This window comes from Streptomyces sp. 8N114, from assembly GCF_052245835.1.
Taxonomy (GTDB): Bacteria; Actinomycetota; Actinomycetes; order Streptomycetales; family Streptomycetaceae; genus Streptomyces.
Map to the genome: position 1 here is coordinate 25,231 of NZ_JBQQBT010000005.1, position 21,518 is coordinate 46,748.

Here is a 21,518-nt window from a genome sequence, read left to right on the forward strand (position 1 = left end):
CCCGGACGCCGGAGCTGACGGGGCGTCAGTTCGCTGGTCCGGCAGCGTACGGCAACGGCCCCCCGCCCGGAAGGGCGAGGGGCCGCTGGGCTCGGCGCGGAGCCCGAGGGCTCAGCCGCGCTGAATGTTGGAGGTGTCCTGGAGGACGCCGCGGCGCCCGTCCTGCGTCTGCGCGATCAGCGCCTGACCGCGCTGCTCCACGGCCAGGTACCAGGTACCCGGCGCCAGCTCGGCGATCGGCTGCGGCGAGCCGTCCTCCGGGAACAGCGGGCGCGCCATCGGGACGGCGAACCAGAACGGCTGGAAGTTCGGGTCCTGGGCGCCACCTGCGGCACCCTGCGCACCACCCGCGGGCTGGCTGGGGCCGGGCTGCCCCGGCTGGCCGCCCTGCGGCTGGCCCGGCTGCTGCCCGTACGGCTGCTGGCCGCCCTGGGGCTGCGCACCGTAGGGACCCGGCTGGCCGCCCTGCGGACCGCCCGGGTAGCCGTAGCCGCCACCCTGCTGCGGGTACTGCTGGCCGTACGGGCCGGGGGCTGCGCCGCCACCGGCGGGCACCAGCGGGGCCGCGAGGGCGGGGACCGCCGGGCTGATCATTGCGGCAGCTGCGCCGATCAGTGCGGCGATCAGCCCGATGATGGCGCCGGGGCCCATCTCCGCCTTATCGTCTGCGCTGGCCATCGACCACACCGACGACCACAGCGCGATCACCATCATGGTCGCCCCCGCCTGCGGCAAGGAGACGGCGCCGAACTTGCGGCCCTCCGGCAGGAAACGGCCGCCGACGATCAGTGCGGCCCCGAGGATGCCCGGCAGGAAGATCGTGGCCAGGACGAGCGGAAGCGTCTCGGCTTCCCAGGCGTTGGGCAGTTCGATCTCGTCGCAGTACGACGAATCGCCGCAGTCGACGGAGAAGTAGTCGAGGAACGAGGCGATGAACAGCAGCACCGCTGCTCCTATCACCGCGCCATCGCCTCGGGTGAGCGAGCGGATGTTCACGTGGGGTCCTTAATAGGTCTTGTCATGGTTGAGGTCTGCCGGGGGTGAGCACCCCATCGTACGGATGACATTACGGGCCTCTGAGGGGGGTCGCCTGTCGGTTTCATCTTCCCCGCGTCTCGGCCGGGTCAGTCGAGGAATGCGGTGATCCCGTCCGCGACTCCGCGCGCCGCCTTTTCGCGCCACTTCGCCGACGTGAGGAGTGCGGCATCGGCCGGGTCTTGCATGTTGCCGCATTCGAGGAAGACTTTGGGAACTTTGCTGAGGTTGAGACCGCCCAGATCGCCTCTGGTGTCCAAACCGTTGCCGTCGCCCAGGTAGTTGGAGGGGGGAACGTCGGTGGCCTTGCGGTACGCGTCACGCAGGTCGGTGCCCAGGCGCCGGGAGGGGCCCACGATCTTGCGGGTGTCGGCGTCGCCCTTGTGCACGGATGCGGGAAGAATCACATGGAAACCGCGGCTTCCGCTGGGTGCGCCGTCCGCGTGGAGCGAAATGGCGGCGTCCGCTTGTGCCTGATTCCCTTTCTTCGCACGCTCGTCCACACACGGTCCGTACGGGGCCTCGCCGTCATGGGTGAACTTCACGGTCGCACCGCGTTCCCGTAGCTGTGTGCGGAGTCGGTGTGCCAGATCGAGAGTGAACTCGGCCTCGGAGTAACCGGAATTGGTCGAGGTGCCCGTGGTGTCGCATTCCTTCTTTCCCGTGCCGATATCGACGGGCCGGGAAATCTTGCCTGGCTGGTCGCGATTGTGTGGATTGTGGCCCGGATCGACGACGATCACCTTGCCCTGCAACGGCGACTTGGCGGGCTTACGCGCCCCTTGCTGTCCGTCGTCGTCGCCGTTGCCGTCACCGTCGCCGTTCTTGCCGCCCTTCTTGCCGGCCCCGGCGGACGAGGAGCGGGACGGCTTTCCGCCCTCGTCCCCCTTTCCGTCGTCGTGACCGCCACCGAACGCCCCGCACCCGGCGGCCCCCAGACACAGGGCCCCCGTGACCATCACGGCCGCTACTCGTCGGCCTGTCCGTCCCCGCGTCGCGAAGCATTCGTAAGACACGGGCGTAGATGCTAGGCCCTGCCCGGCGGACCGTGCGTACCCGGCCCGGGACTGCTGCGCCCCGTCAGGGGCGCGGGGAACTGTGCGCCCAGCCACAAACAAACCGGCAGCCCGCGATGGCGAACAGGGGCACTCTCTTCCCGGAACAGGGCAGACGCGGGGAACGTCAGCCACGCCGCAGCACCCGTAGGGAACCCGTGGCGGGCTCCGGGGTGTAGTCGCCCGAGGCCAGGGCGCGTTCGTGGATGTGGTGCGGGGCCTGTCCGCCGTCGGCCGGGTCGGGGAAGACGTCGTGGATGACCAGCAGCCCGCCCGGCGCCAGGTGCGGCGTCCAGCCCTCGTAGTCCGCGGTGGCGTGCTCCTCGGTGTGGCCGCCGTCGATGAACACCAGCCCCAGCGGTGTGCCCCACACCGCCGCGACCTGGGGCGAGCGTCCCACCAGCGCGATCACATGCTCCTCCAGGCCCGCGGCGTGCAGCGTACGGCGGAACGTGGGCAGCGTGTCCATCCTCCCCACGACCGGATCGACGACCTCCGGATCGTGGTACTCCCAACCCGGCTGCTGCTCCTCGCTGCCCCGGTGGTGGTCGACGGTGAGCGCCGGAACGCCGGTGCGCCGCGCCGCGTCGGCCAGCAGCAGGGTGGAGCGCCCGCAGTACGTCCCCACCTCCAGCAGCGGCAGCCCGAGCGCACCCGCCTCGGCAGCCGCCGCGTACAGCGCCAGCCCCTCGTCCAGCGGCATGAACCCCTTCGCCGCCTCGAACGCGGCGAGCGTACTGGGGTCGGGGGCCGGAGGGTTCATCACTCGTTCCTCTGCTGTCGTCGGCGCGCTCCCGCACGCCGGGGCCGCTGTTCACCTGGGGCCGGTGGGCTGCTGCCATGCTGCCCTACCGACACCCCCCACACGGGTGGCAGGTACCCTCACCGCACTGCTACGGGACGACGGGGGAGCGGAGTGACGGCAAGCGACAAGCCCGGGACGCCCATTGCGTCCCGCCGCCGCAGGAGCCTCGCGGTCCTGCTCGGCCTCGCCGTACTGGCCGGCGCAGGGCTGGGCACCTGGGCCACCGACACCTGGCCCTTCGCCAAGCAGAGCTTCTGCTGGGGCGCCTGGCAGGAGGGCGACGGGGACGACGTATCGGAGTTCATCGCCGAGGACACGCACGGCGCCGACCGTACGAGCGAGCAGTCGGCCGCCCCGCGCAAGGGCAAGCGCGCCACCTGCTCGGTGACGCTCCGGACAAAGAGCGGCAGCTCCTCGGACACCGATGACGCGTACGGCGGCTCCTCGGACGCGTCCACCTCCTACGAACAGAAGGTCACCGCCGAGGTCGCCCCCGTACCGCGCGACGCGGAAGAACACCGCGCCTGGCTGAGCGACTATCTGGACGCCGAGTCCGCGCCGCTGCCGGACGGGCTGCCCGGTCTGTTGAGCAACCGGCGTGCCGCCTTCGTCCTCCCCAAGAAGTGCGACACCGCTGACGGGCGGCCCACCGTGGTGACCATCGAAGGCTCCGGGGACGGAACATCCCCCTTTGTGGGCTCCGGAGCGGAGGTCGCCGATCTGCTGCTCTCCCTCGCGAACAAGGCCGCCCAGCAAGCGGGCTGCGCCCCCGGCGAGCCGTTCGAGGCCGCCTCCCCGCTGGCTGCCGCAGGCGGCGACGACCTGCTCGGCGGGCGGAGCTCGGCGATGTGCCGGATCCCCGGCTTCCGGTTCGATCTCGGCAAGGACGACCGCCACGAGGCCCGGGTCGGAGCTGTCGGCGACGACGTGCAGACCTGCTCGGTCGCCGACGAGACGGACGTACAGGCCCCGACGCCCGCCGCGCAGTTCGTGATGACCTCCCGGCCCCGGCTCGTCGCACTCTTCACGGGGCTGGCGGACGACACGTCTCCCGGCAAGGGCTGGCGCGGCACGGGCGAGGTCGACGGCGGGAACGGGCTGCTGACCGCCTCCTGTGACGGCAAGCCCACCGTCTTCTTCATGCAGCTCGACGGCTTCCTGGCGGACCGTGCGGATCCCGACCCGCGCCGCGTGTTCGCCGCCACGGCCAACTCCGTCGCCGACCGCCTCGGCTGCCCGGCGGTGGCGCCGCGATCATGAGCGACGAACAGCCCAGGGAAAGGGACCAGATGCCCGAGGAGGAACGGGAACCCACCCGGTCTCCGGCACCCGAAGCACAACCGAAGCCCGAAGCGGAGCCGGCACCCGAAGCGGAGCCGGCACCCGAAACGGAACCGAAGCCCGCAGCGGAACCGAAGCCCGAACCCCGGCCAGGGGCCCGGGAGCGGTTGCGGCGCGTCGTGCGGGGCAAGCCGGGCGTGGCCGTCGTCGGTGCCGTCGTGGGGGCGCTGCTGGCCGGGGGAACCATGGCCTGGCGCGCGGGGGAACTGCCCTTCCTGCCCCGCGACATGTGCTGGAGCTCGCTCTCCTCCGGCACGGTGGACCGCCTCTTCTCGGACGGGGACATACGGGCGAAGGAGACGCCGCTGGAGTCCTCGCGCAGCAGCGACCGGCGCGCCAGCGAGTGCCGTCTCCAGCGGTGGGAGGACGACGAGCTCAAGTGGGAGATCTCGGCCGAGGTCCGGGACCTCGACCGGTTCCAGGCGTGGGACGGGCGCGAGTGGACGCATGAATTCCTCTCCCCGGCGATGGCCCCGCTCGGCGGTGAAACGCCGGGCATGGCCTCCGCCACCCGCGCCTGGGTGGCGCTGCCCGCGAGTTGTACGAGCGGCAGGGCCGACGACGGGCCGCCGACGGTCGTCTCCCTCTCCTCCGGCTCGCTCGAATCGCACGAGGACGACGCCGCCGAGGAGCGCAAATACCGGGCGGCGATGGCCGACGCCGTCGTCGAGCTGACCAACGGGGTGCTGGCCGAGAAGGGCTGCAAGGGCCGCTTCCCCGAGCCGGGCGAGCTGGCCCGGACCAAGCAGCCGAAGGTTCTGGACGAACACGGCCCGGCCGAGCTGTGCGGGCTCAAGGGCACCCGGCTGCCCTCCTGGATGAAGGGCTCGGGCGACTACCCCCGTGCCATGCGCTCCACCCCCGGCACCTCGGGCCCCGCGCACTCGTGCGAGTACGGCCGGGACTTCGCCTCGGACGCGACCCGCTTCACCACCATCGAGGACCCGCGCCTCGCGCATCTCGTCGAGCCGCTGGCGCGCCGCAGCCCCGTACGGTTCCGCGGCGACGGCTACGGCACCGTCTCCGGCGATCTGAGCGTCTACGTCATCCAGTGCCAGACCGGCCATGTGGCCTTCCTGGCGCAGGAGGAGGACTTCTACGAGAAGCACGCGGCGACGGTCGAGCTGCTGCCCTCCTACGTCGCGGCCGAGGCGAAGCGGATCGGCTGCGGAAAGGTGAAGGTCACGGGGCCGAAGCTGACCTCGTAGCCGGAGCCTGCCGCGCCTTCCCTCCTGCTGGAACGTGTTCTACCGTTCCCGCATGGGAATGGGCATCGGGATCACACAGGAACAGCGGGAGTTGGCCGATTCCGTGCGGGGCTGGATGGCGCGGGCCGTACCGGCCGAGGAGCGGCGGAAACCTCTGGAGAGCCCGCCGGGGCAGGGCCGGCCCGGCTTCTGGGACGGCCTCGCCGGGCAGGGGCTCTGCGGGCTCCAGCTGCCCGAGGCGGACGGCGGCGCGGACGGCTCGCTGCTGGACCTGGCCGTCGTACTGGAGGAGACGGGCCGCGCTGCGCTGCCGGGCCCGTATCTGCCGCACGCCCTCGCCGCGGAGCTCCTGCACACCGCGGGTGCCGAGCGCGAGCTGGTCCGTGCCCTCGCCACGGGTGAGCGGATCGGTGCCGTCGCCCTCGCCGCGGGCTCGCTCACCGCACGGGAGGACGAGGACGGCTCGTGGACCCTGGACGGCACCGCGCCGCCCGTCCTCGGCGGCTCCCAGGCCGACCTGCTCCTGCTCGCCGCCGACCGGACCGGAGGCGCACCCGGCGTCCCCCGGTGGTTCGCCGTCGACGCCGCAGCGCTGGACATACGTACACAGGAGAGCACCGACCCGCTCCGCCCCACGGCCGAGGTCGCAGCGCACCGGGTGCGGGTCCCCGGCAGCCGCGTACTGGGGCTCGACAGCGAGCGCGTAGCCGATCTCGCCTGCGTCCTGTTCTCCGCCGAGGCGTGCGGTGTGGCCTCCTGGGCGCTGGAGACGGCCACCGAGTACGCGAAGACCCGCGAGCAGTTCGGGCGGCCCATCGGGCAGTTCCAGGCCGTCAAGCACCTGTGCGCCGACATGCTCGTCCGCGTCGAGCAGGCCCGCGCCCTGTCCTGGGACGCGGCGCGTGCGGCCCGCGAAGAGACGGCCATCGCGCCCGTACGGGGCCTGACGGCGGCGCTTGCCGCCTCCGCCGCGCTGGAGGCGGCGTACAGCTGCGCGAAGGACTGTGTGCAGATCCTCGGCGCAATCGGCTTCACCTGGGAGCACGATGCGCATCTGTATCTGCGCCGGGCCGTGGTGGCGCGGCAGCTGCTCGGCACCGGCACCACACACCGGCTGCGCGCAGCCCGGCTCGCCCAAAGCGGAGCGCGCCGAGAGGTGCGGATCCAGCTGCCGCCCGAGGCGGAGGCGTACCGTGCCGCAGCCCGCGAGGCCATCGCCCCCGCGCGGGGCCAGGACCCGGCGGCAGCGCGCCGCACGCTGGCGCCCACCGGCTACGCCTCCCCGCACCTGCCCGAGCCGTACGGGCTCGGCGCGGGCCCGGTCCGGCAACTGGCCGTGCAGCGTGAGCTGGAGGAGGCCGGGGTGAGGGTCGCCGACCTGGGCATCGCCACCTGGGTGGTGCCCTCCCTGATCACCTACGGCACCGAAGGGCAGCGCGACCGGCACCTCCTCCCGACCCTGCGCGGCGAGGTGCAGTGGTGCCAGCTCTTCTCGGAGCCGGGCGCCGGCTCCGACCTGGCGTCGCTGCGCACCCGCGCCGAACGCACCCCGGACGGCGGCTGGCGCATCGACGGGCAGAAGGTGTGGACCTCGGCGGCGCAGTGGGCGGACTGGGGCATTCTGCTGGCCCGTACGGACCCGGAAGCGCCCAAGCACGAGGGGCTGACGTTCTTCCTCGTCGACATGAAGCACACCCCGGGCATCGATGTACGCCCGCTCAAGGAGATGACCGGGGACTCCCTCTTCAGCGAGGTCTATTTCGACGACGTACACCTGCCCGCCGACGCGGTGGTCGGCGAGGTGAACGACGGCTGGCGGGTGGCCCGGCACACCCTGGGCAACGAGCGCGTCCACATGGCGGACCAGCTCACCTTCGGCACCGGCCTCGAAGCGCTGGTCCAGGGGCTGGAGGGCGCCGACGACACGGTGCGGGAACGGGTCGGCGCGCTGGCCGCCGAGGCGCACGCGCTGGCCTGCATCTCGCTGCGCACCACGCTCCAGCGCGTCGAGGGGCTGGATCCGGGCGCGGGTGCCAGCATCCGCAAGCTGATCCAGACCCCGCACCAGCAGAAGGTCGCCGAGCTCGCCCTCGAACTCCTCGGCCCGCACGGCGCGGTGCGCGAGGGTGCGGGCGAGCAGGCCGTGCACGGCTTCCTGATGTCCCGCTGCCTGACCATCGCCGGCGGCACCACCCAGGTCCAGCTCAACGTGGTCGCCGAGCGCCTGCTCGGTCTGCCCCGCGACCCGGAGCCACGCCCCCTCATCTGACCGAGGACGCAGCCATGACCGGCACAGCTTTCGTCGTCGGCATCGGGATGACGAAGTTCGTCAAGCCCGAGTCGCGCGGGTGGCAGTACTGGGAGATGCCCAGGAGGCGGGCAGCGCCGCGCTCGCCGACGCCGGTGTCGACTACGGACTGGTGGAGCAGGCCGCCGTCGGCTACTGCTACCAGCCGTCCACAGCAGCCCACCGCGCCGTCTACCGGCTCGGCCTCACCGGTATCCGGAGCAGGCTGTGGCCATCACCGGGCAGGCAATGGCCACGGACACCGAGGAGACCTTCGCCTCCTGCTCGTGCATCGACGTGGTGGGCCGCCCGTGGCCCGGGCCGCCGCTGGGCGCGCGTACGAGGAGAGCGGGCTCGGCGTCGAGGACGTGGACGTGATCGAACTCCACGACTGCTTCTCGGTCAACGGTCGAAGGCTGGAGAGGGCTGTGACAGTCCATTTTCGCCCTTCTCCGTGCTCCATTCGGCCTTCTTACGGGACCGGTCTCGCATCGATCCATCGCACGGGTTCCCGCAACACAACCGAAGCCGAGTCGAGGTCGGCGAGGCGGGTGGCCAACGTGGCCACCGCGAGCCGTTCAGGAAGCGCGATGCTGAACTTCAGGCCGACAAGGGCACGGACGTCCACATCCGGAAGACACAGTCGGTCAGTCGCGTCGGAGGTGCCCTCACGCCAGAGTTGTGGGGTGAGGTCTTCGCGCAAACGAATCCAGCAGTCGTTGATGCGCTGGGTCGGATCGGCAAGTCCCGCCAGCGTGGCTGTCAGAGTCGCATTGGCACGGTGACCCGCCCAGGTCCACCAGCGCAGTTCCGGTCCCGGACCGCGAACGATCAGTGTTCCCCCGGGGTGGACGAGTTCAAGCATTTCCTCCCGCTGAGAGGCGAGGCGATCCTTGGCACGCTGAGTCAGTCGCACCGGCGGGTCGTTCCCCAGCATGACCTCGCGCATGGCTCTGACCAGCGGGAAATCCGCTGCTCGGGACGACCAGCCGATGCCGCCCCACCTGGCCTTTCCCCCCTTCTCCACAGGTTCGACGAAACATCGCTTCCGGGCCCAGTCGATGTGGTTCACCTGCCAACTGCGTCCGGCGAGCAACAGCCTGCGGGGCCCCCGGACGTCTTCGGTAAGCAAGGCCGGGTCTGTGGTACCGATCTCGGTACGACCCGAGAGAACAGTGAACTCCGGAGCCGCTGTGAAGACCGCGGTAAGGCTCATAAAGTGCCGTCTTCCGAAACGGCGTTCAGCTTCCGGGCCGATGAACAGAAGTTCGCCGTCTTGCTCCAAATACCCCTGGTCGAGCAGGTGCCGGACCAGGGGAAGTGCTCCCGGACCGAACGGCCCCAGACCGCCCCACCACTCCTGCCACAGCTTGTCTCCCACCCGGTGTTCCTGCAGGCACAAGGCAAGGATCTGCTGGGCGACGATGTGCCTCGGCTCGGGCGGCGGTACGACAGGCTCCACCCAGCCCCGCGACCACAGCAGCAGCAACGCGGCCGTAGCCAACAGGCCGTCGGAGTCCAAGGCGAGGAACAGGCAATTGCGGCTTGCTCCCGACCGGCGACCGGTGCGGCCAAGGCGCTGGAGGAACGAGGCCACCGTGAGCGGCGCGTTGATCTGGATGACCCGGTCCAAATCCCCGACATCGATGCCGAGTTCGAGTGTGCTTGTGGAGACGATCACGCAGTCTCGTGACTCGGCGAACGCCTCCTCAGCTTTCCGGCGTTCGTCGACGGAGAGTGACGCGTGCGACAAAAAGGTGGTCACGCCCTTCGCCCGAAGCTGTTCTCCCAGCTCTTCGACCAGTCGGCGGGACTCGCAGAAGACCAGTCTTTTCTCCCCGGCGTGCAGCGCGGCGATCACCTTTGCCGCGTTGTCGACAGACCCCACGTAGTCCATCTGGATATCTCCGGAGGGGACTGTCTCCCGTTCCGCGTCGGAGTCCGGCAGCTCGGCCAGAGGCGGAGCGACCACGCTGGCGGGGCGTTTTCCGGCGGACGTGCCTTGGAGCCAGCCCAGGAGCTGATCGGGGTTGCCCACAGTGGCAGAGAGTCCGACGCGCTGAAGCGTGCGCCCGGCCACGCGCTGGAGTCGCTCCAGCACCGCCAGAAGGTGCCAGCCCCGATCGTCTCCCGCGAAGGCGTGCACTTCATCGACCACAACAGCCTGCAGTCCGCTGAAGAACGTGGAGTGGTCGACGTGGGCACTGACCAGCATGGCTTCCAGGGACTCCGGCGTGGTCAGCAGCACATCCGGGCGGTCGGCGAGGAGCCGTCTGCGGCGGGATTGGGGGACGTCACCGTGCCACAGCCGTGCCGTGCGGCCCAGCCACGACGTGTACGTCTCCCACCGCGGCAGTACGTTGTTGAGCAGCGCTTTGAGGGGGCACACGTACAGCACGGATGTGCCGGTCCAGCCTTGCGCTTCCATGGCGGAGAGCAGCGGGAAGGCGGCTGCTTCGGTTTTGCCGCCCGCCGTGGGCGCCAATAGCAGGGCATCCTTTCCTGCCCGAAGCGGTTCTACGGCTGCCTGTTGGAGTGGGCGCAGGCCGGGCCACTCCAACGTGTTGACAATGTGGTGCAGGAGGACTGGATGAAGGCAGTCGAGGGAGTCCGTGGTCTCGCGCATCTCACACGTTGAGTTCGACATCGTCGGCGTCCGCAGCGGTGGAAGCCGCGGCGTTACGCTCGGTCTCGGTCAGCTCGGCAGAGGCGAGGGTGAGCGCGTAGTGCTGCCGCGGGTCGAAGTCCTCGAACTGGTCGACGCGGTCCAGTACGTCGGCAACGAGCTTCTTGAGGAAGATACGGGGGGCGACTCCTACTTTCCCACCGAGACCACCTGTCACAGCATTGGCCAGGTCGGTGACGTAAGCGTCGTCGACCACGCTTCTGATCCGTTCTCCGGACTCAGTTCCTGACGCGTACAACTCCCGCACCTTGCAGCCGAGGTCAACCAGGGAGCCGACGGTGAAGCCCGGCAGACGGATCTGCACAGCGCGCGGGTTGTCGAACCTGGGCTCGGTGGAGAAGTCCACCGAAAGCCGTTGGGCTAGCGGGGGCAGACGCTGGATTCCCTGCTGTCCGTCGAAAAAGGCGGGCGTTCCGGTGATCACGAGGTGGAGGCCGGGGAAACGTCCGGAGTGCACCTCGTCGATGAGTTGCCGCAATGCGTTGAGCGCCTTGTCACGGGCGTCGGAACGTACCCGTTGCAGCGTTTCCACCTCGTCGAGAACGAGGAGCAGCCCAGGGTGCCCCGAGTCCCTGAGGATCGCCAGCAGGCCCTGCAACGAACCGAGGGCGCCGAAGTGGTCGAGTTCGCCTCGCACCCCGGCCGCTCGACGGGCGCTCGCCGCGACGTGAGGCTGGCCGCCGAGCCAGGCGAGGAGCGCCTCCGCGGTGGCCGCGTCTCCTTGAGAGTGGGCGGCGCGGTAACCGCGCAGCGCCGTGGCGAAAGCGGGAGCCGCCCGGCTGACGTCCGCCAAGCGTTCGTTCAACAGGTTGTCCACCGCCTGATGCAGTCTGAGGCCATCGTCCGGAGCCACGTCTTCCCCGGCGAGTACGTCCTCCTCGAGCGCGTAGAACCAGGAGTCGACGACGGCCCGTAGCGCACTCGGCGGGAACCCGGGGGTGGTCAGGCGCTCGGTGAGTCGTCGGTATACGGTCTCCAGCTTGTGCAGGGGTGTCTCGTTCTCCGAGATCTGCACCTCGGCAACGGCGAAGTTGCGCTGTTTCGCCCGCTCACCCAGCCAGCGCGTAAGAAAGGTCTTGCCCGAACCATATTCTCCGCGTACCGCCTTGAACACGGAGCGGCCCGAGGCCACTGCCTCCAGCTCTTCGTCGAGCGCCGACTCGAACCGGGTCAAGCCGACAGCGAGCACATCGAGTCCGGACTCCGGGACCGCCCCACGCCGCAGGGCATCGATGACAGCTCGCCGTTTGGTGGTGCTGGCGCTGCTCATACGTCCTTCTTCAGTTCGAACTGCTGGCGCAGCAGGTTCTTGTCAAGCCTGACGTTCCGTCCGCTGTCCGTCACTGCTAGCACGGCATAGTCATCAACGTTGAAGATGCGTTGCAGGATGGTGGCGAAGCCCGCGGCGCGTGCGGGCTGTTCACCCGCCCGCTCGCCCAGGACCGCGACGGGCAGGATGGAACCCGCCTCCAGCAGAGCGCTCATCGCGGCCCTGATCTTCGTTTTGGGTACCGTCCTCGGCGTCAGCCTCCGGCGGGCCTCGAACATCTCTGACGCCAGCAACTCGTCCAAGAAGGCCGCCAAGGGGTCGACGGGCTGAAGAGCGAGGGCCGTCTGCCCCTTGGGGGGCACCGGAGCCCGTTTCTTGTCCGTCTTGGGAGCGGGGACATCCACAGGCTGAGGCAGAGCTGACTCGGCTGGACCCATGCCTGTGATCCCCCACCATGCCGGTGCGCTCTCGCCCAAGGGGCGCCAATGCTCCGGGGGCTGCGCGCCGAGGGGCAGAAACGCCAGTACGGGCAAGGTCACTTCGGCTGCGGAAACCCCTCCGTGATAGTCAGCTCCACGTGCTGTGTAGCGGGTGTCGGCGTCCCACAGCGCCACGATGCGCCGGTCGGGGGCGACCACCCGGAGACCGGCCAGCTCGATCTCTCCCGCCTGCGCGACATCGACTCCTTCGCGATGCCGGGCGGACAATGCGTCCGATACGTCACGCAGTTCACCGTTGCGTTCCAGGACATGCCCGTGATCGCTGGTGATCACCACTGCGCGTCCGTGGTAGCCCGCATGTTCCAGGAGCGTCTCCAGTACGCCGAGATCAGCGAGATGCCAGTTCGGGCCGCTGCGCTCACGTCCGCTTCTGAGCGCGTCGTCGATCGTGTTCACCACGACTCCGACAAGCTGTTGCGGGTCGGCAAGTGCTTCTGCGAGTTCCGCCCCCAGCGTCTCGCCGGCCTCGCCGTTGACATCGTCCTGGTGGAAGAGCCGAGCCGTGCGTCCTTGCCAGGAAGGGTGCCGGGAGAAGCGGTCCCGCTCCAGTTCCTGACCGCCCTCACAGAGCGTTCCGGCGAAAAGCGAGGCGCGGGATACACGGGTCCGGGTGGGGAGGGCCGCCGCCGCACCGCGACGACGGGCAGGCAGCGACCTCGCCTCTCGGGTTGTACTGCCCAACGGGTCGTATTCGTCCCAGCCGTGCCTCATCTCCGCGGCGATCTGAACGGCGTCGGAAGCGCTCATCCCCTCCAGGACCACGAACAGGACCGGCCGCTCCCCCTCTACCACAGGCGCAACCACCTGCTTGATTAGATTCTCCACCGTGACCAGCCCACTCGGGGTTGTTCCTCGGGCGGTCCACTCACGAAGTTGCTCAGCGAACATCCGGTCCAGCGTTTTCCGACGTTCGGCCACCCGCTCGGACAACTTCCGGTAGCCGGACTGTAGCTGCGGATGCGTGTCGTCGCCTGCCTGTAGATGGGCGACTGCGTGGTCGGCCCAACTCCAGTCACTGATGTGCGCGTCGATCGCTGCGGCCATGCTTTCTGGCCGAGGAATGGGGATGGCCAGCCACTGCACCAACCGCTGGGCCATCCGAGCCCGTTCCACACGGTGCGCGTGGATACGGTGCAACCGGTGCGCTGTCAGTTCAGATACGGCGCGCGTCAACGCCCTAATACTGGCGGTGTCGTGCCCCCCCTCTCTCTCGTTGAGACAGGAGTGCTGCGCCTTCGCGACGGCGTCGGCGCGGTATTCGAATCCCGAGTACAGCACATCGCTGAAGCATGCGGCTTCCCGGGCGCCGAACGCGTCCAGCAGCTTGTCGGCGCGAGTGAGTACGGAGCGCCACGTGCGGGTGCGGTAGGCGTCCTCGGAAGAGTCCTGCTCTCCCGCACCTGAACCCCGAAGCAGGTGGAGCACCACCTCCCGGGCCGCGTCGCCGAATGCCTGCATCGTGGCGTCGTCGAGCTGGGCGTCTCCGAAGAACCGGTCCACTCTGCCTTTCTGCCTCTCCAGACCACGCGCGTCCGGACTCCACAACGCGTGACAGACGAGGCCCATGGCGAGTGCGTCCGCTCCATGGTCGGCATCGATCAGGGCGAACAGCGCCCGCCCGGCGCGTCCCGTGATCTCAGTCAGCCACTGGACGAGGCCCTGGCGTTCTTCCGTTCGAAGAGAAGCAAGAGACTCGGGCGCGCCGGGCAGCGCCGACCAACGCAGCAGAACTGAGGCGTCCAGGTCATCGGCGCTCATCCCGAGCCGTTCGGCGATTCCCATCCGGCTTGCGGCGAGGTGGCGCAGAGCCACGTCCCTGCTGAGGATTTTGCCGGAGAGTTTCGGCCATCCGCCGTTCGGGGCCTTGGCCGACATCAGGGCCTCCGCTGCCCAGGCCTCTTCGGTCAGCCTCGGTTCGGGAAACTGTGCGCCGAACTGCTCCGCGACGAGCGTCCAACGGTCCACGGAGTGCACGCGCTGTCGTACGACCAGCCCCAGTACGGCCCGCCCCAGAACCGTCTCCTCCTGGTCGGTGAGGATGACCAGAACCTCCTCCGACCCCGAGTCGGCAGTGGCATGGGTGTGCTCTGTGATCAGGTCGAGGACCGCCAGCGGCGAGACCCCCACGGCTACGCGTACGGACCGGCCCTGTGCCCGCAACGACCGCTCACCGTTCCACACCGGTTCGGCACGCAGCAGGATCACCGGGCGGGAGGCGGGGCGCCGCCCGCCGGCGCGGTCCAGATAGCGCCGGATGAGTTGCCCGACGCGCTGTTCGACAGCCGCCCGTCCCAGCCGGGGCGGCCTGGACCGGGTGAGCGCCGTATTCGCAGAAGCCGTCATTCCATCACTCGCCAGCTCAGTTCGACGGTGGTGTGCGGGTGCGCCCGGAGGAAGGCGTTCAGCTCCTCCAGACCCGCGCCGAGTTGCTGTGCGGTGCCACGAATGACTGTGGTCTCGGTGGAGTTAGTTGGCTGCCGCGCACCGGGCTCTCCGGGCTCGCTGCTCGCCCCGCCCTGGGCTGGGTCGCTGGGACCCGGAGCGGGAGCAGGGCTGCTCGTGAGCGCCTTGCCCAGCAGGGCCGACGTCTCGGTGCGTGCTCGCGCCAGGGCATCGACCAGGTTCACGGTCAGCTGGTCGCTCCGCGCAGCGCCGCGCAGGGCTTCCAGAATGGCGGCGGCCTCGGCCGCGTAGGGTTCCTTGACGCTTTCCAGCAACTCGAAGTTGTCCCAAGGCGCGGTGCTGAGAGCTTCGACGACTCGCTGTGCGGACCTGATGGACCGCCCCGCCCGCTCCGCGGGGCCGCCGAGGTCCGCGTCGGCCAGATGGCGCACGATATCGACGCTGCCTCCCTGGCTGCCGAGCCCGTCCAGCAGGTCTGCGGTGACCCGGGCGGTGTGCAGTCGCCCGGTGGTCGCGTTGGGGTCGATTCCGAGCTGCGCCGCGTGCTTCTCCAGCGTGTCGACGAGTGACTGCACCGGGGTGCTGTAACGGCGCGTGTCGTCGGTGAGCTGGCGGACGAACATCCCGATGATCCGGCCTCGCCGCAGCGCGAGGGCGTTGATACCGAAGAGTTCTGCCGCGCGGGACCTGGCTCGGTCCCAGGTTCTCTCGTCGGGCAGCGGCTGTTCCCGCAGGGTGAGGTCGTCGGTGAGTTGGGTGAGCTCCGGTGCCGGGCTGACGACGGCACCATAGCGGCACCAGACACGGTCGCTCATTTCGGCGAACGCGGCAATCACCAGATTGCCTACCAACGGCTCCAGACCACGGGGCTTCGTTCCGTCACCGTCCAGCCATGACCGCAAATCAGTGATCTTCAGTTCGTCGGTCTGGCCGGCCTGGTTGGCACACCTTTCGAAATGCTGCACCCACGTACGGCTAGGGGTGAAACGTGCTTCGTGCATGGTGCCGAGCCCCAGCTCGTTCGCCACCCGGCGCATGACGGGCCGGTCGTCCCGCTCCACGAGGATGCTCTCCTCGCCGGACTCCATGACGCGCCGGACATAGCCCAGCACGGTCTTGGCATCTGTGGTCCGGACCACAGCGCCGACACCGTCAGGGTCGAAGTCAGGGTGGCTGGGGAACTGGTGGGCCAGCATCTGATCGGCGATGCTGTGCGCCGCGTTCTTCAGGGTGTCCCCGACCGGCAGTTCCGGATGCAGGGACGGAGTCAGGCTCAGCAGGTGGTCCTCGTACGCGGTGATGACCTGCCCCGGCTGTTTGGCTGCCAGACCGTACGCCTGGCGCACCAGGCCGCGCATCAACGTGAGCAGTGATCCGCGCTGGTGCTCCAGAGCGTCCCTGGCCCGTTGCCGGTCGGCGGGGTTGAGATGTGCGGCAGCGGAGTCGAACTGCTGGCCCGTCAGCAGCTTGTCGATCACGACGAGCCGGCCCAGGTCGTTTTCCCGCTCGTGGGTGAACGACGCGGGGATCCAGCACACCGAACGGGCCTGCATGTTCTGCTCGTTGACCAGCCGGTGCACGCGGTCCCGGTCATCAGCCGGAGTGTGCGTGCCCTCGTCGAACGGATAGTCGACGATCAGCCGCCAGGCTTCCTCTTCGCTCGGATGGAAGTGGGCGTCCTTGATTTCCTGGGCATCGCGGACATTTCCGTAGAGGACCTCTATGCTGCGACGCGAGCCACGCCAGGACAGCGTGAACCGGTCGACGAACTGGCCCTCCGTGACGCCCATCTCTTCCCACAGCAGCCGTTTGATCATTGCCTTTCGGCCGCCTGTGTTGTCGAAACTCGACGCGTTGGCCAGCACACCGTCGATGTCCACCCCGACGAGTTCCAGCCGGACTCCCGGGTTGTCGCCCTCTTCCACCTTGATCTCGCTGTGCCGGGTGGACCAAGTGCGGACCTTGGCGGTGACCTTCTCGACCTCCCCGCCAGGGATGGGGCTGGTGACGCTGCCGTGATTGAGTGCGGAGAGTTTGCGCGCCGTCAGGTTGGCCAGCGAGGGAACGGAGGGAGCCAGGGCACCCAGCAGCAGTGTCTTCATCAAGCGGTCGTCGCCGGTGAACTCCTTCACCCTGGCTTTCAGCTCGTCCGTGACGGGCTCATCGCTCATGGCGGTGCGTCCGCGCGCGGCCAGCTTGACCCGTTCGACGTCCTCTTCGGTGAGCGAATAATCGGCCAGGAGCTTAGGACGCAGCCGGGTGTCGTACAGCTTCTCGGCGTTGTCGAACTCGACCTTCAGCCGCTCGGTGAAGGGCTGCCCGCCGTCCTGGGTGATCTGGTCATAGAGATCTCCCAGGGGAACCAGAGACCCCAGGCGCAGCTCGTCCCGCCGGTCGATCAGCAGGTTGCGCATGAGTTTGAGCCCTGTGCGCGAGCGCTGCAAGGCGTTCGACACGTGGACAAGGGTGTCCAGAAAGGCCGGGGAGAAGGGGTACGTGGCCCGGAAGGTCTCGATGTCCGCGCCCGTGGTGCCATCGGTCCCCAGCAACGTGTCCCACACGTCCCGGCGCACCTTGGTGGCCCGGGTGAACGCCTTCCCGATCGCCGCCTCCGCCTCCGTGCTGACCGGCTTCAGGAGCCGCTTCTTGGCGATCTCGGGGAGGTTGCGGTCCTCCAGCGTGATCGTGGTGAACCGGCCGCTGGAATGGTTGAGGTTGTCCTGAATGGACACCTCAACCGCGCCTGCCGCCTCGCCCTTGACCAGATCGCGCATGTCGCGCTGGCGAGCCACGAAGCTGATCACGGGGATCGGGCGCCGGGCGTCACCCCCCTCGATCAGGTTGGTGATCTTCTGCGCCTCCCTGGCGACGAAACCCTGCTGGCTGCCGAGGGAATTGGCCAGCCACAGAACCAACTCGTCCAGGAAGAGGATCAGCCCGTCGTAGCCCAGCTCCTTGGCGTGCCCCGCGATCTCGGTCAGACCACGGTCGAGCGAGATGAACGACTTCGGGTCCTCCTCCGCGTTGGAGAAGAAGCCGGGGAACCAGCCCTCGATCAGCCCGCTCACCAACTGCTTGCGAAGCGGGCTCTCATACGGCGACGCGATCGCTTCCTCGAACAGCTCTGCGTTCCAGGCCGGCCCGGTGATGCCCCATTTCGCATCCGACTCCGAGCCCGGGATCTTGGCGAAGAACGCATCGTCCCCGATCTGCTCCCGGAGTCGGGCGGCGTTCTCCAGCAGGGCATCCGTCCGGTGCACCGCCGGAATACGCGCCTCGGGGTGCCGCTTACGTACCAAACTCGCGTATCCGCCCAGGATGCGCTGTTCCATCGATTTCGCGCTGAGCATGTGGTATGGAACGAGCAGAAAGCGACGGCCCTCCAGCCAGGTGTCATGCTTGGCGACGAGCCCTGCGAATTCGTCCCGTTCCCGGGCGGCGCGCTCGCCACGCAGCAGCGCGTGCAGCACTGCCATGAAGTGCGACTTACCGGAACCGAAGGAGCCGTGCAGGTAGGCGGCCTGTGAATCGCCCCCTGTTACCCCTGCCTTGACCAGCCCGAGCGCCTGGTCGAAGTTCTCCACCAGGCGGTCTGTGATGACGTAGTCACGCAGTGTGCCCTCGGTGTCCTCGACTCCCTCGCTGAGCTTGAGAACGAGATCGGAGTCGCTCGACCTCTCGGGGATCTTGATGTAATCACGCAGCAGCGGAGACGGGTTCGGGCTGACCATGTCCCCAACCTTAAGGGGCAGGTAGGACAGGCGGCAGGCGGCTTGAGCAGACAGCCGCGCACGAGGCCGTTGCCCTCGCACGTGCGGGCACAAGGTGTGCGGCCGATCATGGTGGGGGTCCCAAGCTCCCCGTTCTAGTGGAACTGGCGAGAACTGCACCTTCACGGAGACTGCCCCCTTTCTGCCGTGTTCGTCAGGTGTCACCTTTTGAGAAGGGCTGACTTCGGCGGCCGGGGGGAGGACGCATGGCGACGGCTTTGTGTGTTCCGGTGTATGTGCCGGGGCTGCCGGTGAGAGCGAGCGGCCTCAAGGCCTTCACGGCCGTTGCCGCAGCGGCGAAACGCCGGACAGCGCCTTTCTGGGTCATACCGCCCCGTGTTGCCCGCGCCCCCACGCCCTCGGGGGAGCTGGAGCCGGACGGCCCGGCAGCGCTGGCCGCGTACCTGCACAAGCAGTCGGACGCCCTCCGCGAGCGGCATGGTCTGCACCCAGGCTGGGTCGATGCCCGTCACATGGAGGACACCCTCCCCCTGGTACATGAGCATGTGTGGTCTGTCCTCTGCTCGGACCTCCTCGGCTGTGCCCTGCGCCCCGTCACCGGCCCTGAACGCGACCCGGCCCAGCAGCGCGCGGCCGGCGCGGTCGGCGCCGAGTGGGGAAACGGCCTGGGAGTGCGGGTCCGGGAGGCGGATGTGGGTGAGGCCGCCGTCCACTCCCTCCCCGAGCGCCTGAAGGCGTTGACCGTACGCACGGGCGTCCCACCCGAGGAGACGGACATCGTAGTTGACCTTCACCAGACCGATGCCGTGGACAGCGTCGTCAAACTCGGACGCGCGGCGTGGAACGCGACGGGTGGCTCGGCACCCTGGCGAACCGTAGTGCTGCTGTGCGGCTCGTTCCCCTGGGGAACTGAGCTCCTCAAGGACTACGACGTGACCTCGCTGCTCCGGGTGGAGTGGGTCGCATGGCAACGGCTGCACACTGACGGAGAAGGACCGCGGGGGGATCCGCGCTTCGTCTACGGCGACTACGGTACGGCCGCCCCGCGGGCGTGCGACGCCCCCGCGGAGACTGAGGTGCGGAACGCCTACGAGAAACCCCGGTACACGACAAGCGAGTACTTCCTCGTGGGCAAGGGGCGGCCGGTCCGCAACGGCCACGACAGCCGCATCCAGGAACTGGCCGAACGCCTCGTCACCGACCCAGAGTTCAGGGTGAACCACAGCGGAGGAGAGGACTGGCTCCAGGAGCGCGCCGCGGACACCGAGAACCGCCATCCCGGCCACCCCGAGACCTGGGCGAGGCAGGGCTACATCCAGCACCTTACGTACGTCCCGGAACAGTTGGCCGAGCTGAACCGCCGGGCCACTGACGCGTGAGGGGGCACGTGCACCAGACCGTCTTCCCCCTGTCGGGAGCCTTGTTCTCATAGCTGTCCCACGCGGTCGCGAGAACATCGACGAGCAGCATCCCGCGCCCCGACTCGGCGTCCTCCATGGGCTGCTGAAGCCTGGGGCGATGCTCACCGCACGCGTCGGCAACCTCGACGAGGAGGGCGGCAACCGGCGCGGTTGCGGACGGGGCTGCCGATGTGGCGGACGCCTCGGGGGCGATGAGCGTGCTGGCCGCGCCCCCGCCCCTGGAGCCGGTCGCGTCGACCGTGACACGCAGCCTGAACTCCCCGCGTTCGGTGTGGCAGTGCTCCACGGCGTTGGCGACCAGCTCCCCGACGAGCAACGCGGGGACGTCGGTGTTGTACCCCCACTGGTAGAGCCGTGAGGTGGCCAGCCTCCGCGCGAGGCGGGCGCCTTGAGGGGAGGAGGGGAAGTGCATCGAGAACTCGTGGACGGGGGAGCCGGATTGAAAGCCGGAGGCCGCTTGTGGGTTGCCCATGGCATCACCAATCACTCTGCGAGCGCCTGATCGCGCTGCGTGATGCAAGCCAGCATGGTGCCGCGCCGTGCAGATCTGCAACTCGTTTGCGCAGATCTGCACTTTGAGCCTAGTGTTCGCCTTACTTGGTGGTGTACTTGCTGGATCGAGCCCTGGCAGGCGACCGAACCGGCAAGCTGATCGCCAGAAGAAGGAGGTGACGTCGATGAGTGCGCCGACAGTGCGGCGACGACGGCTCGGAGCCGAGCTTCGGAGTTTGCGTGAACATCAGCGACTCACAATTGACCACGTGGCGAAGCGGTTTGGGTGGCACAACGCCAAGGTGTCCAGGATTGAAACTGGTCGCTCAGCCGCGCGGCCTGCCGATGTGCAAGCGCTGCTTGATCTGTATGAAGTCGAAGATGAGCTCAAGCGACGTGCGTTGGTGACTCTTGCGCGCAACGGAAATCGGCGCGGGTGGTGGCAGACGTACTCGGACGTGCTGACTCCTGCCTACACGGACTTCATCAGCCTGGAAGCCGATGCCAGTGCGATGCAGACCTATGAGTGCGGGTTGATCCCCGGACTGTTCCAGACAGCCGCTTACGCGCGCGACATCATTGCTGGCATCAACATGACCGACACCTCTGAGGAGGTCAGTCGATTGGTGGAAGTTCGCCAGGCGCGTCAAGCTGTTCTGAGTCGCCCGGAACCCTTGGAAGTGTGGGCTGTCGTGGATGAAGGGGCCCTTCGCACAAGAACCACCGGTGGCCCACACGTCATGCGTGATCAATTGCAACGCCTGCTGGATCTCTCCACGCTCCCCAACGTCACGATCCAGGTCATGCCGCAGGCTGCTGGGCCACACCCCGGTCGCAGCGGCGCGTTTGCGATCTTGGGTTTCCCGGAGCGACAGGACTTGGACGTCGTACTGGTCGAGAACCTGACCAACGCTCTGTACATAGAGGAGCAGCCAGAGGTAGACCGGTACACGGCAGCATTCCAGCGCATCGTTGCCGACGCTCTGTCGCTCGACGCCTCCTACCAACTGATCCGCAAACTGAAGGACGAAGTCCAGTGAGTATGCACATCCCCGATGCCTCAACTCTGGCCGTGATATGGACCAAATCGAGTTTCAGCGGCGGTAACAACAACTGCGTTGAGGTTGCCGCAGACGCTGGCGGAAGTGTTTATCTGCGGGACTCGAAGGTCCCGAGTGGACCGGCTCTTGCGGTCTTGTCCGATACATGGCGGCTGTTCCTCGCGGACACACAGGCGAGGGCGTTCGATCTGTAGGGCGCCGGTACGAGTGTGTGGCCACTCCG

The 21,518-nt window shown here is 68.5% G+C and carries 14 protein-coding genes and 1 pseudogene; 7 read left to right on the plus strand and 8 right to left on the minus strand.

Going from position 1 to position 21,518, the window contains the following annotated elements:
- Positions 1-111: 111 nt before the first annotated feature.
- The 3 genes from ACTWQF_RS13060 to ACTWQF_RS13070 all read right to left on the minus strand — a co-directional run bounded on the left by ACTWQF_RS13060 (position 112) and on the right by ACTWQF_RS13070 (position 2,853).
- Entirely contained in the window at positions 112-996 is an 885-nt protein-coding gene (locus tag ACTWQF_RS13060) for a hypothetical protein (RefSeq protein ID WP_443279513.1), read from the minus strand.
- A gap of 128 nt (positions 997-1,124) precedes the next feature.
- Positions 1,125-1,994, minus strand: coding sequence for an N-acetylmuramoyl-L-alanine amidase (locus ACTWQF_RS13065; protein WP_443279828.1), 870 nt, complete (start codon positions 1,992-1,994; stop codon positions 1,125-1,127).
- Positions 1,995-2,217: 223 nt separating this feature from the next.
- Entirely contained in the window at positions 2,218-2,853 is a 636-nt protein-coding gene (locus tag ACTWQF_RS13070; protein WP_443279514.1) for a class I SAM-dependent methyltransferase, read from the minus strand.
- A 153-nt stretch (positions 2,854-3,006) separates the two neighbouring features.
- On the opposite strand from ACTWQF_RS13070, the gene ACTWQF_RS13075 reads away from it, so the two are divergent.
- The 4 genes and pseudogenes from ACTWQF_RS13075 to ACTWQF_RS13090 all read left to right on the plus strand — a co-directional run.
- Positions 3,007-4,155: a hypothetical protein gene (locus ACTWQF_RS13075; RefSeq protein WP_443279515.1), complete on the plus strand. Its 1,149-nt coding sequence runs from the start codon at positions 3,007-3,009 to the stop codon at positions 4,153-4,155.
- On the plus strand, positions 4,152-5,444 hold the full coding sequence (locus ACTWQF_RS13080; RefSeq protein WP_443279516.1) for a hypothetical protein: 1,293 nt from the start codon (positions 4,152-4,154) through the stop codon (positions 5,442-5,444). Before ACTWQF_RS13075 ends, ACTWQF_RS13080 begins: the two co-directional genes overlap by 4 nt.
- Positions 5,445-5,502: 58 nt before the next feature.
- On the plus strand, positions 5,503-7,713 hold the full coding sequence (locus tag ACTWQF_RS13085; protein ID WP_443279829.1) for an acyl-CoA dehydrogenase: 2,211 nt from the start codon (positions 5,503-5,505) through the stop codon (positions 7,711-7,713).
- A 14-nt stretch (positions 7,714-7,727) separates the two neighbouring features.
- Positions 7,728-8,138, plus strand: a pseudogene (locus ACTWQF_RS13090) (hypothetical protein); the annotation flags it as partial.
- A gap of 65 nt (positions 8,139-8,203) precedes the next feature.
- Here the strand turns inward: ACTWQF_RS13090 and ACTWQF_RS13095 are convergent.
- From ACTWQF_RS13095 to ACTWQF_RS13110, 4 genes are read right to left on the minus strand one after another with little or no spacing between them, the layout of a single operon-like run.
- A complete protein-coding gene (locus ACTWQF_RS13095; protein WP_443279517.1) occupies positions 8,204-10,357 on the minus strand; it encodes a DEAD/DEAH box helicase in 2,154 nt (717 codons plus the stop codon).
- Position 10,358: 1 nt separating this feature from the next.
- The gene (gene brxD / locus ACTWQF_RS13100) at positions 10,359-11,687 is read right to left on the minus strand and encodes a BREX system ATP-binding protein BrxD (RefSeq protein ID WP_443279518.1); all 1,329 of its coding nucleotides are present in this window, start codon (positions 11,685-11,687) and stop codon (positions 10,359-10,361) included.
- Positions 11,684-14,530 carry a BREX-2 system phosphatase PglZ gene (pglZ, locus tag ACTWQF_RS13105; RefSeq protein WP_443279519.1) on the minus strand — a complete coding sequence of 949 codons (2,847 nt, stop codon included), beginning with the start codon at positions 14,528-14,530 and terminating at the stop codon, positions 11,684-11,686. The genes brxD and pglZ overlap by 4 nt, the downstream gene beginning before the upstream one ends.
- Positions 14,527-18,321 (minus strand): BREX-2 system ATPase PglY, encoded by a 3,795-nt coding sequence (locus ACTWQF_RS13110; protein ID WP_443279520.1) that lies wholly within the window; start codon positions 18,319-18,321, stop codon positions 14,527-14,529. Before ACTWQF_RS13110 ends, pglZ begins: the two co-directional genes overlap by 4 nt.
- Positions 18,322-18,566: 245 nt before the next feature.
- On the opposite strand from ACTWQF_RS13110, the gene ACTWQF_RS13115 reads away from it, so the two are divergent.
- Positions 18,567-19,700 (plus strand): beta family protein, encoded by a 1,134-nt coding sequence (locus ACTWQF_RS13115; RefSeq protein ID WP_443279521.1) that lies wholly within the window; start codon positions 18,567-18,569, stop codon positions 19,698-19,700.
- Here the strand turns inward: ACTWQF_RS13115 and ACTWQF_RS13120 are convergent.
- On the minus strand, positions 19,645-20,214 hold the full coding sequence (locus ACTWQF_RS13120; protein ID WP_443279522.1) for an ATP-binding protein: 570 nt from the start codon (positions 20,212-20,214) through the stop codon (positions 19,645-19,647). The two genes, ACTWQF_RS13115 and ACTWQF_RS13120, sit on opposite strands and share 56 nt — an antisense overlap.
- 205 nt (positions 20,215-20,419) lie before the next feature.
- Between ACTWQF_RS13120 and ACTWQF_RS13125 the strand changes: the two genes are divergently transcribed.
- Together ACTWQF_RS13125 and ACTWQF_RS13130 are read left to right on the plus strand one after the other, a co-directional pair.
- Positions 20,420-21,274: a helix-turn-helix domain-containing protein gene (locus tag ACTWQF_RS13125; RefSeq protein WP_443279523.1), complete on the plus strand. Its 855-nt coding sequence runs from the start codon at positions 20,420-20,422 to the stop codon at positions 21,272-21,274.
- A 2-nt stretch (positions 21,275-21,276) separates the two neighbouring features.
- Positions 21,277-21,489 carry a DUF397 domain-containing protein gene (locus ACTWQF_RS13130; protein WP_443279830.1) on the plus strand — a complete coding sequence of 71 codons (213 nt, stop codon included), beginning with the start codon at positions 21,277-21,279 and terminating at the stop codon, positions 21,487-21,489.
- The last annotated feature ends 29 nt before the right edge of the window (positions 21,490-21,518 follow it).

Excerpts from the sequence above, each read along its gene's own strand:
- ACTWQF_RS13065 (WP_443279828.1), bottom strand. The coding sequence starts at position 1,994 with ATGGTCACGGGGGCCCTGTGTCTGGGGGCCGCCGGGTGCGGGGCGTTC.
- ACTWQF_RS13070 (WP_443279514.1), bottom strand. The coding sequence starts at position 2,853 with ATGAACCCTCCGGCCCCCGACCCCAGTACGCTCGCCGCGTTCGAGGCG.
- ACTWQF_RS13080 (WP_443279516.1), top strand. The coding sequence starts at position 4,152 with ATGAGCGACGAACAGCCCAGGGAAAGGGACCAGATGCCCGAGGAGGAA.
- ACTWQF_RS13085 (WP_443279829.1), top strand. The coding sequence starts at position 5,503 with ATGGGCATCGGGATCACACAGGAACAGCGGGAGTTGGCCGATTCCGTG.
- ACTWQF_RS13095 (WP_443279517.1), bottom strand. The coding sequence starts at position 10,357 with ATGCGCGAGACCACGGACTCCCTCGACTGCCTTCATCCAGTCCTCCTG.
- brxD (WP_443279518.1), bottom strand. The coding sequence starts at position 11,687 with ATGAGCAGCGCCAGCACCACCAAACGGCGAGCTGTCATCGATGCCCTG.
- pglZ (WP_443279519.1), bottom strand. The coding sequence starts at position 14,530 with ATGACGGCTTCTGCGAATACGGCGCTCACCCGGTCCAGGCCGCCCCGG.
- ACTWQF_RS13110 (WP_443279520.1), bottom strand. The coding sequence starts at position 18,321 with ATGGTCAGCCCGAACCCGTCTCCGCTGCTGCGTGATTACATCAAGATC.
- ACTWQF_RS13115 (WP_443279521.1), top strand. The coding sequence starts at position 18,567 with ATGGCGACGGCTTTGTGTGTTCCGGTGTATGTGCCGGGGCTGCCGGTG.
- ACTWQF_RS13120 (WP_443279522.1), bottom strand. The coding sequence starts at position 20,214 with ATGGGCAACCCACAAGCGGCCTCCGGCTTTCAATCCGGCTCCCCCGTC.
- ACTWQF_RS13125 (WP_443279523.1), top strand. The coding sequence starts at position 20,420 with ATGAGTGCGCCGACAGTGCGGCGACGACGGCTCGGAGCCGAGCTTCGG.
- ACTWQF_RS13130 (WP_443279830.1), top strand. The coding sequence starts at position 21,277 with ATGCACATCCCCGATGCCTCAACTCTGGCCGTGATATGGACCAAATCG.